The organism is Aestuariibacter sp. GS-14 (assembly GCF_006494365.1).
Classification (GTDB): domain Bacteria; phylum Pseudomonadota; class Gammaproteobacteria; order Enterobacterales; family Alteromonadaceae; genus Alteromonas; species Alteromonas mangrovi.
In genome coordinates this window covers 206502-221206 of sequence record NZ_VHIP01000003.1, presented here as the reverse complement: position 1 = coordinate 221206, position 14705 = coordinate 206502, and the positions used below count along the sequence as shown (strand labels likewise).

At 46.5% G+C, this 14705-nt stretch carries 13 protein-coding genes; 10 read left to right on the top strand and 3 right to left on the bottom strand.

The genetic code is table 11. From position 1 onward, the window contains the following. Window positions 1–167: 167 nt before the first annotated feature. From purM to fadE, 4 genes are all read left to right on the top strand, one after another. The gene (gene purM, locus FJ444_RS06895; RefSeq protein WP_140957230.1) at window positions 168–1208 is read left to right on the top strand and encodes a phosphoribosylformylglycinamidine cyclo-ligase; all 1041 of its coding nucleotides are present in this window, start codon (window positions 168–170) and stop codon (window positions 1206–1208) included. Window positions 1209–1213: 5 nt separating this feature from the next. Continuing rightward, window positions 1214–1864 carry a phosphoribosylglycinamide formyltransferase gene (purN, locus tag FJ444_RS06890; RefSeq protein ID WP_140957583.1) on the top strand — a complete coding sequence of 217 codons (651 nt, stop codon included), beginning with the start codon at window positions 1214–1216 and terminating at the stop codon, window positions 1862–1864. Next, window positions 1824–2585, top strand: coding sequence for a DUF3108 domain-containing protein (locus FJ444_RS06885; protein WP_140957228.1), 762 nt, complete (start codon window positions 1824–1826; stop codon window positions 2583–2585). Before purN ends, FJ444_RS06885 begins: the two co-directional genes overlap by 41 nt. 209 nt (window positions 2586–2794) lie before the next feature. Beyond that, entirely contained in the window at window positions 2795–5218 is a 2424-nt protein-coding gene (gene fadE / locus FJ444_RS06880) for an acyl-CoA dehydrogenase FadE (RefSeq protein ID WP_140957227.1), read from the top strand. 63 nt (window positions 5219–5281) lie between these two features. On the opposite strand, the gene FJ444_RS06875 is transcribed toward fadE, so the two are convergent. From FJ444_RS06875 to FJ444_RS06865, 3 genes are all read right to left on the bottom strand, one after another. Continuing rightward, window positions 5282–5629 carry a DMT family protein gene (locus FJ444_RS06875; protein WP_140957225.1) on the bottom strand — a complete coding sequence of 116 codons (348 nt, stop codon included), beginning with the start codon at window positions 5627–5629 and terminating at the stop codon, window positions 5282–5284. Between the two features lie 139 nt (window positions 5630–5768). Then, window positions 5769–6770: an adenosine deaminase gene (gene add, locus FJ444_RS06870; RefSeq protein WP_140957223.1), complete on the bottom strand. Its 1002-nt coding sequence runs from the start codon at window positions 6768–6770 to the stop codon at window positions 5769–5771. Between the two features lie 19 nt (window positions 6771–6789). Next, the gene (locus FJ444_RS06865) at window positions 6790–7422 is read right to left on the bottom strand and encodes a response regulator transcription factor (protein ID WP_140957221.1); all 633 of its coding nucleotides are present in this window, start codon (window positions 7420–7422) and stop codon (window positions 6790–6792) included. A gap of 167 nt (window positions 7423–7589) precedes the next feature. Here FJ444_RS06865 and cmoA point away from each other — a divergent pair, with 167 nt between their 5' ends. The 6 genes from cmoA (at window position 7590) to FJ444_RS06835 (ending at window position 14621) form a co-directional block, all read left to right on the top strand. Then, on the top strand, window positions 7590–8318 hold the full coding sequence (gene cmoA, locus FJ444_RS06860) for a carboxy-S-adenosyl-L-methionine synthase CmoA (protein ID WP_140957219.1): 729 nt from the start codon (window positions 7590–7592) through the stop codon (window positions 8316–8318). Between the two features lie 10 nt (window positions 8319–8328). Then, window positions 8329–9306 (top strand): tRNA 5-methoxyuridine(34)/uridine 5-oxyacetic acid(34) synthase CmoB, encoded by a 978-nt coding sequence (gene cmoB, locus FJ444_RS06855; protein WP_140957217.1) that lies wholly within the window; start codon window positions 8329–8331, stop codon window positions 9304–9306. A gap of 590 nt (window positions 9307–9896) precedes the next feature. Next, a complete protein-coding gene (locus FJ444_RS06850) occupies window positions 9897–10784 on the top strand; it encodes a kinase (RefSeq protein WP_140957215.1) in 888 nt (295 codons plus the stop codon). After that, window positions 10781–11605 (top strand): mannosyl-3-phosphoglycerate phosphatase, encoded by an 825-nt coding sequence (locus FJ444_RS06845; RefSeq protein ID WP_140957213.1) that lies wholly within the window; start codon window positions 10781–10783, stop codon window positions 11603–11605. The genes FJ444_RS06850 and FJ444_RS06845 overlap by 4 nt, the downstream gene beginning before the upstream one ends. Window positions 11606–11613: 8 nt before the next feature. Continuing rightward, window positions 11614–12837, top strand: coding sequence for a glycosyl transferase (locus FJ444_RS06840; protein WP_140957211.1), 1224 nt, complete (start codon window positions 11614–11616; stop codon window positions 12835–12837). 2 nt (window positions 12838–12839) lie between these two features. Further along, window positions 12840–14621, top strand: a complete 1782-nt coding sequence (locus tag FJ444_RS06835; protein ID WP_140957209.1) for a sugar phosphorylase — start codon at window positions 12840–12842, stop codon at window positions 14619–14621. Window positions 14622–14705: the final 84 nt, after the last annotated feature.

The window sequence follows — 14705 nt, the reverse complement described above, 5'->3', positions numbered from 1 at the left end:
ACCCCAAAGGTCAATATTGACGACCAATATCCGCTGGCGGTACCTCTTGTCCCCTGTTGGGAATAATACACATTTCCTGCTTAACTTGAGGGATTACGCATTGGACTTAGAGACGGATACTGGTAGAATCCGCGCATTCAAACCCGTCCACCTAAAAAGGCTTGCCCGTGACTGACAAAAATACCTCGTTAAGTTATAAAGATGCAGGCGTCGACATCGATGCTGGCAATCAATTAGTAGAACGTATTAAATCGGTAACCAAACGCACTAACCGACCAGAAGTACGTGGAGGTCTGGGTGGCTTTGGCGCACTGTGTGCGCTGCCGGAAAAATACAAACAACCGTTGTTGGTTTCAGGCACCGATGGCGTGGGTACAAAGCTGCGTTTAGCCATGGACTATGCGCGTCACGATAGCGTGGGTATTGATTTAGTTGCCATGTGCGTGAACGACCTGATAGTTCAGGGTGCTGAACCCCTATTCTTCCTGGACTATTACGCCACAGGTAAACTCAATGTAGACACCGCGGCCGACGTAGTATCGGGAATTGGTGCTGGCTGTGAGCAGGCAGGTTGTGCACTTATTGGTGGCGAAACTGCTGAAATGCCCGGCATGTACCATGGTGACGACTACGATATCGCTGGCTTCTGTGTAGGCGTGGTAGAAGCCTCTGAGGTTATTGATGGAGCCAATGTTACTGCTGGCCAAAAAATCATTGCGCTGGGTTCATCGGGTCCGCACTCAAACGGCTATTCTCTTGTTCGTAAAATTATTGAAGTAAGTGGTGCCGATGTAACACAACCATTGGAAGGTAAGCCAATTATCGACCATTTGCTAGAACCCACAAAAATCTACGTTAAATCCGTTCTCAAGTTGCTGGAAACAGTAAAAGTGTCGGCTATTTCTCACATTACCGGTGGCGGTTTCTGGGAAAACATTCCTCGTGTACTGCCTGAAAATGCGAAAGCCGTAATCGACGGAAAAAGCTGGGAATGGCCAGCAGTATTCAAATGGCTACAAACTAACGGCAATGTAAAAACCCGCGAAATGTACCGCACATTTAACTGTGGTGTAGGTTTGATTATTGTAATTGATAAAGCCGATGTTGATTCAGCTCTGTCTATTTTAACGCAAGCCGGTGAAAACGCCTGGTTGATTGGTAGCATTGCTGAATTAGATGGTGATGCACAAGTAGAAATTACCGAGTAATGCCGATGTCCAGTGCAGTGCCTAATATTTGTGTATTAATCTCCGGAAACGGGTCAAACCTTCAGGCCATAATTGATGCTGTTGCGGCGGGTAAAATTCACGGCAAGATTGCCTGTGTGATATCAAACCGTCCAGACGCCTATGGTTTAGAACGTGCAGAAACCGCAGGGATCCCTGCGGTTTGCCTGGACCACAAAACCTTTGATGATCGCGAAAGTTACGACGCTGCACTGATGCAAACGCTCGACAGCTATGCACCCGACTGCGTAGTGCTAGCAGGTTTTATGCGAATCCTTACCGCTGATTTTGTTGATCATTATCTGGGTAAATTATTGAACATTCATCCATCCTTGTTGCCTAAGTACAAAGGGTTAAATACGCACCAACGCGCCATCGACAATGGCGACGAGGAGCACGGATTAAGCGTTCACTTTGTAACACCAGAACTTGACGGCGGCCCGGTCATCATTCAATGTAAAGTGCCGGTGTTTAGCGACGATGATGCTGGTACACTGGCTCAGCGGGTGCAGGAACAGGAACGCCATATTTACCCATTGGTGGTACACTGGTTTTGCAGTGGCCGGTTATCAATGAATAATAATAAGGCAGTATTAGATGGGAATCTTCTTCCAGAAGGCGGTTACGCTAACGATTAAGCGTGTTATTTGCATATCTCTGCTCGGCCTGTTTTCTTCAACAGGCTTAGCGTCCACCAAATCAACTCATATCGCCGAAGTCCAACTACAACCTTTTGAAGCTGTATACTACGCTTATAAATGGGACGACAATCTGGGCTCGGCAAAAGTTTCATTAGAAGCGTTATCACCTGGGCTGTATTCACTGACTTATCAATCAAAATTATCCAAGTTCTTCCTCACAGACAAACGTTTTGAACACTCTATTTTTAGAGTCGACGGCGATACTATTACGCCGCAGGAATACAATTATTCCCGCACCGGCACGGGTTCAGATAAAGCACTAAAAGTCACATTTCATGCAGGACCACCCGCCTTTATTGATATCGACAATGATGGCGAACAAATGCAGTTACCCTGGCAAAACGAATTGGATAACCAGCTTTACCGACTCGACCTGACAGTAAGACTGGCACAGGGTGTAAAAGAACTGGATTACCAGTTTATTAACTATCGCGGTCAGCAAAAACACTATGGCATGCAGGTTCATGGGGTTGAAAAATTAACCTTGCCCTATGGCGACATCGAAGCGATTAAAGTTGAAATAGAACGCGACTCTGGTTCGCGGGTAACTTACGCTTGGTTTGCGCCAGAACTAAATTATCAGATGGTAAGGTTACAGCAGTTTAAAGACGGTGAAGAGCAAGGTGATTTGCGCTTAAAAGCCTACGCTCCCATGTAAACAGAATTTGACTCAATTGCGCGGCTTCAGCCGCGCAATTGGCTTTTAACTATTATCTTTCCAATTGTATTTCCCTTCAATTAACTACCTCTAAGCGAACTTCGTTTATTACACGGATTTAACACCGTTTTTACTTGATTTTTCGGCTATGCAGAGATAGTTTTAACGTATTCTGGTCAGACCTCAACAGTAGATTATGAGGAGTAAAAATGTCTGATTTAGTGTGGATCATTATCGTGTTGGTCGCACTCGCAGTGTGTGCCTATAAACGATTTACCTTAACTAACACCGTAGCAATCGGCGCGGCTGCGCTAATTATTGCAACGCTGTTTGGCAGCCTGGGCTTTTTCAGCTGGGTGTTCTTTGCATTACTTGCAGTCCCCTTTGTAGTGCCTTCGGTACGTATTCCTTATCTCACTACACCCATGCTGGCATTTTATCGCAAAGTAATGCCTGAAATGTCATCCACTGAACAGGAAGCCATTGATGCAGGTACCGTATGGTGGGATGGAGAAATTTTCTCTGGCCGTCCAAACTGGCATACCCTTCATGCTATTCCTAAAGGGCGCTTAACCGCCGAAGAACAGGCTTTCCTGGATGGTCCGGTTGATCGCGTGTGCAGTATGATTGACGAGTGGCAGGTAAACCATAAAGATGCCGATCTGCCCCCTGAAGTATGGGCCTACCTGAAAGAACATAAGTTCTTTGCCATGATCATTAAAAAGGAATACGGCGGTCTTGATTTTTCTGCCTATGCCCAATCCCGCGTAATAGCCAAACTGGCGGGCACCAGTGCGGTGCTCTCGAGCACAGTAGGCGTGCCTAATTCGTTAGGCCCGGGGGAATTGCTCCAGCATTATGGTACCCAGGCTCAAAAAGACCATTATTTGCCGCGACTGGCAAAGGGTGACGAAATCCCCTGCTTTGCATTAACCAGCCCGGAAGCGGGTTCCGATGCGGGTGCCATTCCCGATCAGGGCATTGTGTGTAAAGGCGAATGGGAAGGTGAAGAAGTGCTGGGTATGCGTCTTACCTTTGACAAACGCTATATCACCCTGGCACCGGTTGCTACTGTAGTGGGCCTGGCGTTTAAACTGTATGACCCAGACCAATTGTTAGGTAACAAAACCGATTTAGGTATTACCTGTGCGCTCATTCCACATGACACTAAAGGGCTGGACATAGGCCGTCGCCACTTCCCGTTAAATACGCCATTCCAAAACGGTCCGGTACGCGGAAAGGATATTTTCGTTCCACTTGATTTCATTATTGGTGGCGCTGACATGGCCGGTAAAGGCTGGCGCATGCTGATGGAATGTTTGTCGGTTGGCCGTTGTATCACCCTGCCCTCTACTTCAGCGGGCGGTGCAAAAGCCTGTGCCATGTCTACCGGTGCCTATGCTCGCATTCGTCGTCAGTTTAAAATTCCTATCGGACACATGGAGGGCGTGGAAGAAATGCTTGCCCGTATCGGTGGCAATGCTTACATGATGGACGCCGTAACGCGTTTGTCTACGGTAGGTGTAGACCTGGGTGAAAAGCCCTCCGTGATCTCTGCCATTTGTAAATACCACCTCACTGAGCGCTCACGTATCGTGGTAAACGATGCGATGGACGTGCATGGTGGTAAAGGCATTATGCTGGGGCCAAACAACTACCTGGGACGTGGTTATCAGGGCATGCCCATTTCGATTACTGTGGAAGGCGCAAACATTCTTACCCGCAACATGATGATTTTTGGTCAGGGCGCTATGCGCTGCCATCCTTATGTTCTGGAAGAAATCAAAGCCGCAGCAATTGACGATAATGACGAAGCGATTCAGGCGTTCGATAAAGCCGTATTTGGCCACATTGGCTTTGCCCTTGCCAATGCGGTGCGCAGTTCGTGGTTTACACTCACCCACGGATATCTGCACAGCTCACCATTCAAAGACAGCACTGCGCGATATTATCAATTGCTACAAGGTTACAGTGCCAACCTGGCGCTACTTACCGACGTATCGATGGGTATTCTGGGCGGCTCACTTAAACGTCGCGAGCGTTTATCTGCGCGCTTAGGCGATTTGTTGAGCTACATTTACCTGGCAAGCGCAACATTAAAACGCTTCGACGAAGAAGGTCGTCAACACGAAGATCTGCCCTTAATGCACTGGGCTATGCAAGATTGCATTTATCAACTGGAAACCGCCTTAATGGACTTCCTGGATAACTTCCCGATTGGCTGGCTGGGCAAGGTACTTAAGTGGAAATTAATTCCATTTGGACACCGCGTAAGCAAACCCAGTGATGAAACGGAACACCAAATCGCACAGCTATTGCAAACACCCGGAACAGCGCGAAGCCGTCTGGGTGATGGCCAGTATTTAACCCGCGAACCAGGTAGCTTACCCGGTGAGCTGGAGCAAACGCTGGATGATGTGATTGCGGCTGAACCCGTGTTCGACAAGGTTTGTAAAGCACTGGGAGAAAAGCGTCAGTTTACCCAACTGGACAAACTGGCTGATATTGCTATTGAGAAAAAACTCATTACCGATGAAGAAGCTGATTTGCTGCGTCGTACAGAGGCTGGCAGAGCGAAAATCATCGCAGTAGATGACTTCGCGCACGAAGAACTGGTTGCAGCTATTCGCTAATATAGCGTTGATATTAACCGTTGCAAAAGGAAGCCAATTGGCTTCCTTTTCTTTTTTACACTATTACATTTTTGATCTGAACATAAAATAAACGGCCCCTACCATACACAAACCCGCCCATAAATAATCAAGCTTTAACGGCTCCTTTAAGTACATCACCGAAAACGGGACAAAAACGGTTAGCGTGATCACTTCCTGAAGTATTTTAAGCTGTGCCACCGACATAACCGTAAAACCAATGCGATTTGCCGGTACCTGAAACAAGTATTCTATAGAGGCAATTCCCCAACTCACCAGCGCCGCAATAATCCAGGGTTTCTGATTAAGCTCTTTCAGATGCGCGTACCACGCGAAGGTCATAAAGATATTGCTGCAAAAAAGCAGCCCAACAGAAATTAACAGCGGAGACATAACAACCTGCCAGTGTAAACAATTGACGGAGTAATAAGCTACAAAGTCTGAACTGTTATATACCTGAGTTCAATACACTTTTGTGGCTTAATCTACAGCATTCAGTAACGCAGACGCAGGACAGGTCAACCAGGTAGTGTTAGCTGCGCAAGGCTGCTGTTTGGAAAAGCTGTTGTTTTTCGGCTGCCGTCAAAAAGGCTTGCTCAACGGCATTGCGCTGTACCGAGTCCAGTTGGGTATCCGATAACTTAATTACCGTTTTTGCGACATGAAATTCGTGAGCCAGATTGATAGCCGATACACCGGGATCATCGGTGTTTAACGTGACGGCCAAACCTGCATCCAGAAACGCTTTTAAAGGATGATTTGCAGTATCTTCTACTGTTGCAGTTTGATAATTGGATGTTGGGCAGGCTTCTATTCCAATATTGTGTTCTGCCAGATAACGCATTAACCGTGGATCCTGTTGCGCAGCAACACCGTGCCCAATACGCTGCGCGCCAAGCAATTCGATGGCATGCCAGATACTTTGTGGCCCGTCAGCTTCACCTGCATGCACGGTAATGTGCCAACCAGCATCACGGGCCTGCTTAAAGTGCGATACAAACAAAGGCGCAGGAAACCCCAGTTCATCACCGGCTAAATCTAATGCCGTAATATTATCTTGATGCGCTAGCAAACCTGCCAGTTCTTGCGAACAGGCATCGGTACCAAACGTTCGGCTTAGTATCCCAATCAGATTCACCTTAACGCCAAAGTCCCGCTCACCATCTTTACATCCCTGAACAACGGCTTCCACAACACGGGCAACCGTTAACCGATGCGTTTGTGCCATGTAATACGGTGAAAAGCGCAGCTCAACGTAGTCGAGTCCTTCTTGATTGGCGTCTTCTACGTTTTCATATGCAATACGATAACAGGCATCATAATCGGCTAATACCGATACACCGCAGTCGAGCTTGGCCAGGAACGCCAGTAAATCACTGGTTTTGTCCTGAATCTGACAAAATGGGATGAGCCCCTCAGCAGAGGATGCTGGAAGTGAAAGCTGGTGTATTTGCGCCAACTCCCAAATGGTAGCCGGGCGAATGTTGCCATCCAGATGCCGATGAAGATCTACTTTTGGTATGCGTGGGTTCATCGGCACCTCATGAGAAGTATTAATTGATTTGGAGCTTGTCCATTAGCAGCACCGCCTGGGTGCGGGTATTAATATCCAGCTTCTTCAAGGCTGCACTGATATGCGCTTTAACCGTTGCTTCGGTTACATTCATTTCGTGTGCAATTTGCTTGTTCATCATGCCAGAACGCACATAACGCAACACCAGTAACTGCTTGGGGGTCAGCTCTTTAAAGCGCTCAAGCATATCACTCATGTTACTGCTGTGATCAGTGAGTCTCTCAGCAATACTGGCTGGCAACCATTGTTCACCACCTAACACAATGTCAATGGCTTCGGCAATTGAACGTGTGGGCGTGGATTTAGGAATGTAGCCTGATGCTCCCAGCGCCATGGCTTGAGAGATGACATCAATGTCATCATTGGCAGAAACCATCACTATGGGTAAATCGGGTAATCTTTCTTTGGCGGTTGTCAGAGTATCGAACCAGTTTGATCCTGGCATAGACAAATCCAGCAACAGCAAGTCAACGTTATCATTGCGTTTTAACACATCAAACAACGCATCTGTTGAATCAGCTTCGATTACCGATAATCCGTCAAACAAAGGAGTAAGCGCCGCAGTGAGTGCCTCCCTGAAAAGGGGGTGGTCATCAGCTATAACAAATCGCATTTATAAAGGCCTCAATCGCTTCCAACTGCATATCAGCATAGGGTAATACTAAAGATTAACTTATTGAAGTAAAGAATTGGATTGTTGGTGTTTTTTTTCTATTTTTACTTGGATTTCCGCTAAGGCAGAGTAAAATTGCCGCCCGTTATTTGCGCATTGGAGAAATTGTGGCCAATAAAGACAATATTTTTGCAACGCCTCGTGAACATGTTGGCGACTTTTGTTTTGATGATGCTGTAGCTGATGTATTTCCGGACATGATCAATCGTTCGGTTCCCGGCTACCAAACAATCATCGAAACCATCGGCGAACTTGCAGAGGCTTATGTTACGCCACACTCTAATGTGTATGATTTGGGTTGTTCACTGGGTGCAGCCTCATTATCGGTGGCACGCCATTGCCCGCCAAATCAGTGTCAGATTCAGGCCATTGACAGCTCCGCTGCGATGGTAAAGCGCTGCCAACGCGTAGTTGAAGCATTCAATTTACCTAACAAAATTCACGTTTGCGAAGGCTTTGCTCAAACAGCCCAAATTCACTATGCGTCTATGGTGATCATGAATTTTACCCTGCAGTTTATTGCACCAGAAGAACGCAGCGCAGTCATAAAAGATATCTACGACGGACTCAATACCGGTGGCATATTTGTGTTGTCGGAAAAAGTGCAGCACGAGCAATCGGCAGGCAATGCGTTGATTAACAATCTGCATCTGAATTTTAAACGCAAAAATGGTTACAGTGAGTTAGAAATCAGTCAAAAACGGGCAGCACTGGAAAATGTAATGCTTATCGACAGTTTCAGTACTCATGAACGCCGTTTACGTGACATTGGGTTTTCTGACGTGGTGATGTGGTACAAGTGCTACAATTTCATGTCGCTGGTGGCAATTAAATAAGGGGTTGCTAATGAGTGCACAGGCTTTGTTTTCTGACGCCTACCGGGATTTGCTGGATGGCCCCCTTTCCCACTGGTTAAATACCCTGCCACAACAACTGGATGACTGGTACAGCCATGCGTTGCACGGCGAGTTTAAAAAATGGCAAAAGCTGGTTGAAAAGCTACCCGCTATAAACGCCACCAGCCTGGATTTAGTTAACAGTGTAACAATAGAAACAGACCCGCCCATAACAGAATATCAGCAAAAGTTCATTGAAGGATTGTTGCGGCAATTTATGCCTTGGCGAAAAGGTCCGTTTCATCTGCATGGCATTCATATTGATACGGAATGGCGATCAGACTGGAAGTGGGATCGCGTTAAACCCCATATAGCGCCGCTGGCGGGTAAGCAGGTACTGGATGTCGGTTGTGGCAGTGGTTATCACCTCTGGCGTATGCGTGGTGAAGGGGCTGCCAATGTATATGGTATCGACCCTACTCAGTTGTTCCTCATTCAGTTCATGGCTATAAAACACTTTATTGGCAAAGCGCCGGTGCACCTGTTGCCTTTGGGTATTGAACAAATGCAACCGCTCAAAGCCTTTGATACGGTTTTTTCGATGGGCGTGTTGTACCACCGCAAAGATCCCATTCAATTTTTGCAACAACTGAAAGACCAGTTAAAACCCGGCGGTCAACTGGTGCTGGAAACGCTGGTTGTTGAAGGTAATGAGAATACCGTAATGATGGCCGGTGAGCGCTACGCACAAATGCGTAATGTGTGGTTTTTGCCCAGCTGTGACGCATTAAAAGTATGGTTAAGCCGCTTAGGTTTTGTAGACTGCCAAACCGTGGATGTCAGTGTTACCTCAATCGAAGAGCAGCGCGCCACTTCGTGGATGACCAATCATTCACTGGCAGACTTTTTAGACCCTAATGATCGAAGCAAAACCATTGAAGGCTACCCCGCCCCGGTTCGAGCGGTGATCACCGCTATAAAAAAATAGAACCACAACCCCTCTGCTTGCTTACTCAATCGAGTAGTTGCCTGGCCTGTAAAAATTACAGGCCATCTGCCCTATTGCTACATTTCAGTGAATTTACCCAGGACACAAAACCACAATATCCCGTCCAGAAAAGGCCAGAAAATTAAAATTAACTACAACACGTGATTCATTTTTTATAGGTAATAACTCTTATGATAAAACTCGAATCGAGCAGCAGAGCGCATGAGTTAATGTCCCAGTATGCCCGCGAGTCCCTTTCTTTAATACTCTCGATCCATGAATTAAAAACATCAAACGTTAAGTAAACTTCCATAACTTTTCACGCAACCGAATTTTCTTGTTAGGTATCGATAGTAGTTGATACTACATTTTGACCTCTAAATTGCTAAACCATTACTCCGCAACGAACTTGATTATTTTCTCCCCATAACGAGCAATTAAGTGACCACTTTTTGTGCAACAATCACAGTGCGGCTGGAATTTATTGCCAAACTACCTAACGCTAACCTCACCTTGGCACAGATGTTGTAAGTATCAATTCACCATCAGCTTAGATATTGTGCTATCGGCCCATAACATAAGGCAGCGCCATGGATATTTCTTTATTTCTTGAAGAACATCAGCTTCCGGACAGCTACAAAGACATCGCACAAAAGTGGTTCATTCCATTAGCTGAAGATTTAGCGATGCACTATAACAGTGCAATTAAACCGTATTTTGTGGGTATCAACGGTTGCCAGGGATCGGGTAAATCCACACTTTGTGATTTTCTGGTGTATTACCTTTCACAGCATAAAGGCCTGAACGTAGTATCTTTGTCGCTGGATGATTTTTATTTCGACCAATCCCATCGCAACGCGCTTGCGGTAAAGGTCCATCCATTACTGGCTACCCGCGGTGTACCCGGTACTCATAATACCCCGTTGGCACTCAAAACCTTTGATCAGCTTGGTCAGTATGGAACCGCGTCCATACCGCGCTTTAACAAAGCAACAGACAACCCTTATTCGGTAATTGAATGGCCGGTAGTCAATACACCCGTTGATATCGTGCTAATGGAAGGCTGGTGCTGGGGCGTAATGCCTCAGGAAGAAACAGCATTATCCACACCAGTCAATACGCTTGAAAAACAGGAAGATCCACTGGGTACCTGGAGTCGCTACGTCAACCGGCAACTTACCGAACATTACCTGCCACTTTATGAACGCATGCAATGTTGGATCATGCTTAAAGCCCCTTCGTTTGACCAGGTGTATCAGTGGCGAACCGAACAAGAACACAAATTGGCTGCCCGCGTAGGCAGTGACCATCCTGGCATCATGACCGACCAGCAAATTGCGCGGTTTATACAACATTATCAACGCTTAACAGAGCACGGCCTGTCAACTTTACCAGCCAGGTGTGACTACGTATTCCATTTGGATGCACAACGACAGATAAACCAGCTGACAAAAAAACAACAAAAGGCAGTTAAATGAACCCGTCAGACACCCTGATTTTTACTGACATGGACGGCACATTGCTAGACCACTTCACCTACAGTTTTGCGGCGGCGGCGCCTACTCTGGAAACACTAAAAACAAGAGGAATTCCAGTAATACCCAATACCAGCAAAACATTTTTAGAAATGGTTGAGCTGCGTGAAAAAATTGGCTTAAAAGGGCCGTTTATTATTGAAAACGGTGCGGCAGCTTACATTCCCCATGGCTTTTTTAAACAAAAACCAGCGGGTACCACTTGGCAGGATGGATTCTGGTGTAAGTCCTTTATTTCGTCCAAAGGATACTGGTTAAAGCTACTGGAGTTAGTAAAAGCAGATTTTGCAGCAGAGTTTACTCACTTTAGCGAAATGTCGATTCAGGAACTCATGGATGCGACAGGCTTGAGCGAAGAAGAAGCCCAACTGGCAGCAAAACGTCAGTTCGGCGAACCCGTGCTATGGCTTGGCACAGAAGACAGGAAACACGCATTTATTCAAGCCGTTAAGGAACGCGGCGCCACACCGCTGGAAGGTGGCAGATTTATTCACATTTCTGGTGATTGTACCAAAGGTAAAGCCCTGCGCTGGTTTATGGAAGAATATCGCCGTCAAACTGCTACCGATGTAACGTCGATAGCTTTAGGTGATGGCAAAAACGATATTGCGATGATGGAGGCGGCAGACATTGCTATACGCATTGCTTCACCTACGCATCAGCCCCCTTCCCTGACTAAAAAAGACAATGTTTATACCAGCACCTTAACCGGCCCTGAAGGCTGGACAGAAATGCTCACACAATTGCTTTCATTGAAAGATTAGGAGGACACATGGCCGATTTTTATCAAAACGGTATAGTTACTACTTTGCACAACCTGTCGAATCGCTCAACTGAAGCACTGGAAGCAGAGTTGTTGCGCTTCTCTCAAAAGCGCCCGATGGCACTGATCCTGCCTTCGTTGTTTTCAGAACTCGAAGGCCCGGCTCTAACGCATATTGTTGATGAACTGGTAAAAGTGCCATACCTGTCTGAAATTGTGATCGGACTGGATCGCGCCGATGCCGACCAATACCGTCACGCCCAGGGATTTTTTAAGCGTTTACCACAACACCACCGGATTTTGTGGAACGATGGCCCTCGTTTAAAAGCCATTGATGAAGAGTTACAGTCGCTTGACTTAGCTCCTAAAGAATTGGGTAAAGGCCGCAACGTGTGGTATTGCATGGGCTATGTACTGGCGTCTAACAAGGCGGAATCCGTTGCATTGCATGATTGCGATATTGTTACCTATAAGCGCGACTTGCTCGCTCGTTTGATTTACCCGGTAGCCAACCCTCAGTTCAACTATGAATTTTGTAAAGGGTATTATGCACGGGTTGCCGATGGAAAAATCAATGGCCGTGTATCACGCCTGCTGGTTACCCCTTTACTACGCGCCCTGAAACGCACGCTGGGCGACAACGAATACATTGAGTTTATGGATAGCTTCCGTTATCCGTTAGCGGGTGAATTTTCATTCCGCCGCGACGTACTGAACGACATCCGCATTCCCAGCGATTGGGGACTGGAAATCGGTGTACTGTCTGAAATGCACCGCAATTACTCACACAACCGCTTGTGCCAAGCTGACATTGCCGATGCCTATGATCACAAGCATCAGGATCTGTCGTTAAATAATGAACAAGGCGGCTTATCCAAAATGTCTATAGACATTACCAAAGCGGTCTTCCGCAAGCTTGCCACACAAGGTTTTACATTCAGCAATGAAATGTTCCGCTCAATTAAAGCAACCTATTTCCGCATTGCATTGGACTTTATTGAAACCTATCACAACGACGCAGTAATGAACGGACTGAGTCTGGATATCCACAACGAAGAAAAAGCAGTGGAAATGTTTGCCAGTAATATCATGAAAGCCGGCCAACACTTCCTTGAAAACCCAATGGAAACACCGTTCATTCCAAGCTGGAACCGGGTAACCAGCGCGGTTCCTGATATTCTGGAACGCTTGCTGGAGGCTGTAGAAGCAGACACTGAAGAATTCAGAGGATAGCCATGACTCAACACTGGAATTACCTACACGAGAAAATCAGCCACCATCTGCAGTTTATTTATGCCGATGTGGTAACCGACATTCCAATGGGTGAACTTGCTACGCAGTTAATGAACACCATTGGTTTGCATAGTGAAGAAGACATAACCATTCCCTCGCCTCATCACAATCACTGGGATGAGCAGGATATCGTTATGATCACCTATGGCGATAGTGTGATGAATCAGCACGAGTCGCCGCTGTTCACATTGTTTCGCTTCTTACACACCTATTGTAAGAGTACCGTGAACAAGGTACACATTTTGCCGTTCTACCCGTTTAGTTCTGATGACGGATTTTCGGTTATTAACTATTCCAGTGTTAACGAAGGTCTTGGCACCTGGTCGGATGTACACCGTATTGCCGCAGAATACGGCCTGATGTTTGATTTGGTTATCAATCACTGCTCATCACGCAGTGTGTGGTTTGATAACTTTATAAAGGGCGATGGTCCGGGCAGTGATTTTTTTATGACTGCAAACCCGACTGATGATTTGTCTGATGTGACTCGCCCGCGCACCAGTCCACTGTTACGAGAAACCGAAACGGCAAACGGTACGCAATATGTGTGGTGTACCTTCAGTCACGATCAGGTGGATTTTGATTTCAGAAACCCCAAGGTACTGCTCACCTTTATTCAAATTATCAAGCATTACATCGACAACGGTGCCAAATTGTTCCGTCTGGATGCCGTCGCGTTCTTGTGGAAAATCATTGGTACAAACTGCATTAACCTGCCGCAAACACACGAAGTGATTCGTTTGATGCGTACGTTAATAGAGCATGTTGATCCCAGTATCATCATCATTACTGAAACCAACATTCCTAACCGTGAGAACCTCACTTACTTTGGTAATGCTAACGAAGCGCACGCGATTTATAACTTCTCGTTGCCACCTTTATTGGTCAATACCATGGTAACGGGTGATTGTACTTATCTGAAAAACTGGATGATGAGTATGCCACCTGCGCAAAACGGAACGACCTACTTCAACTTTATCGCCTCACACGACGGCATTGGTTTGCGCCCGGCTGAGGGATTGTTGAGCGACGAGGAACTGGGCACGCTGGTTCAGGCCATGCAGAACTTTGGTGGCCGGATTTCCTGGCGATCGTCGGAGCATGGTAAGCAGAAGCCGTATGAAATTAACATTACCCTGTTTGACGCTATGCAGGGCACCGTAAAGGGGCCTGATAAATACCAGATCGACCGATTCCTGTGCGCCCACGCCGTGATGTTAGGGATGGAAGGGATCCCTGGTTTATATATTCACAGCTTGTTGGGTACCTCTAACGATTACGAAAAAGTGGCGAATACCGGGCAAAATCGATCAATTAATCGCAAACGCTGGGATTACGGTGAGCTGGAAGCCCTGTTGGACTCGCCGTATTCACAACACCACAAAGTCCTTACCCGTTTGTCACAGTTGATTCGCATACGCAAAGCGCAGGAAGCCTTCCATCCGAATGCCACGCAATTTACGTTACAACTGGGAACAAAATTGTTTGGCTACTGGCGTCAGAGTCTGAATCGCAAACAAAGTATATTTTGTATCAGTAACATCACAGACGAAGAACAATCTATTCTGTTATCTGACATTAACCTGATAGGCACCGACAACTGGATTGATCTGATAAGTCGCGATCAGGTAGCGGATGTACTGGGTTTTATGCAGCTTAAGCCATACCAAACTGTATGGCTAAGTAATATGGACTACGAGGAATACCGAAAGGCAAATGCCTGATTTACAGGCGGTAAACAGCGATATTCTACACTCGCTGTTTGCCGTTATTCTGTTCCCTACTCTCTGCTCAATGGTGTTATACTG

Bases quoted from the DNA above. Each gene is read 5' to 3' on its own strand.
- purN (WP_140957583.1), top strand. From the start codon at position 1,214: ATGTCCAGTGCAGTGCCTAATATTTGTGTATTAATCTCCGGAAACGGG.
- FJ444_RS06885 (WP_140957228.1), top strand. From the start codon at position 1,824: ATGGGAATCTTCTTCCAGAAGGCGGTTACGCTAACGATTAAGCGTGTT.
- fadE (WP_140957227.1), top strand. From the start codon at position 2,795: ATGTCTGATTTAGTGTGGATCATTATCGTGTTGGTCGCACTCGCAGTG.
- FJ444_RS06875 (WP_140957225.1), bottom strand. From the start codon at position 5,629: ATGTCTCCGCTGTTAATTTCTGTTGGGCTGCTTTTTTGCAGCAATATC.
- add (WP_140957223.1), bottom strand. From the start codon at position 6,770: ATGAACCCACGCATACCAAAAGTAGATCTTCATCGGCATCTGGATGGC.
- FJ444_RS06865 (WP_140957221.1), bottom strand. From the start codon at position 7,422: ATGCGATTTGTTATAGCTGATGACCACCCCCTTTTCAGGGAGGCACTC.
- cmoB (WP_140957217.1), top strand. From the start codon at position 8,329: ATGAGTGCACAGGCTTTGTTTTCTGACGCCTACCGGGATTTGCTGGAT.
- FJ444_RS06850 (WP_140957215.1), top strand. From the start codon at position 9,897: ATGGATATTTCTTTATTTCTTGAAGAACATCAGCTTCCGGACAGCTAC.
- FJ444_RS06845 (WP_140957213.1), top strand. From the start codon at position 10,781: ATGAACCCGTCAGACACCCTGATTTTTACTGACATGGACGGCACATTG.
- FJ444_RS06840 (WP_140957211.1), top strand. From the start codon at position 11,614: ATGGCCGATTTTTATCAAAACGGTATAGTTACTACTTTGCACAACCTG.
- FJ444_RS06835 (WP_140957209.1), top strand. From the start codon at position 12,840: ATGACTCAACACTGGAATTACCTACACGAGAAAATCAGCCACCATCTG.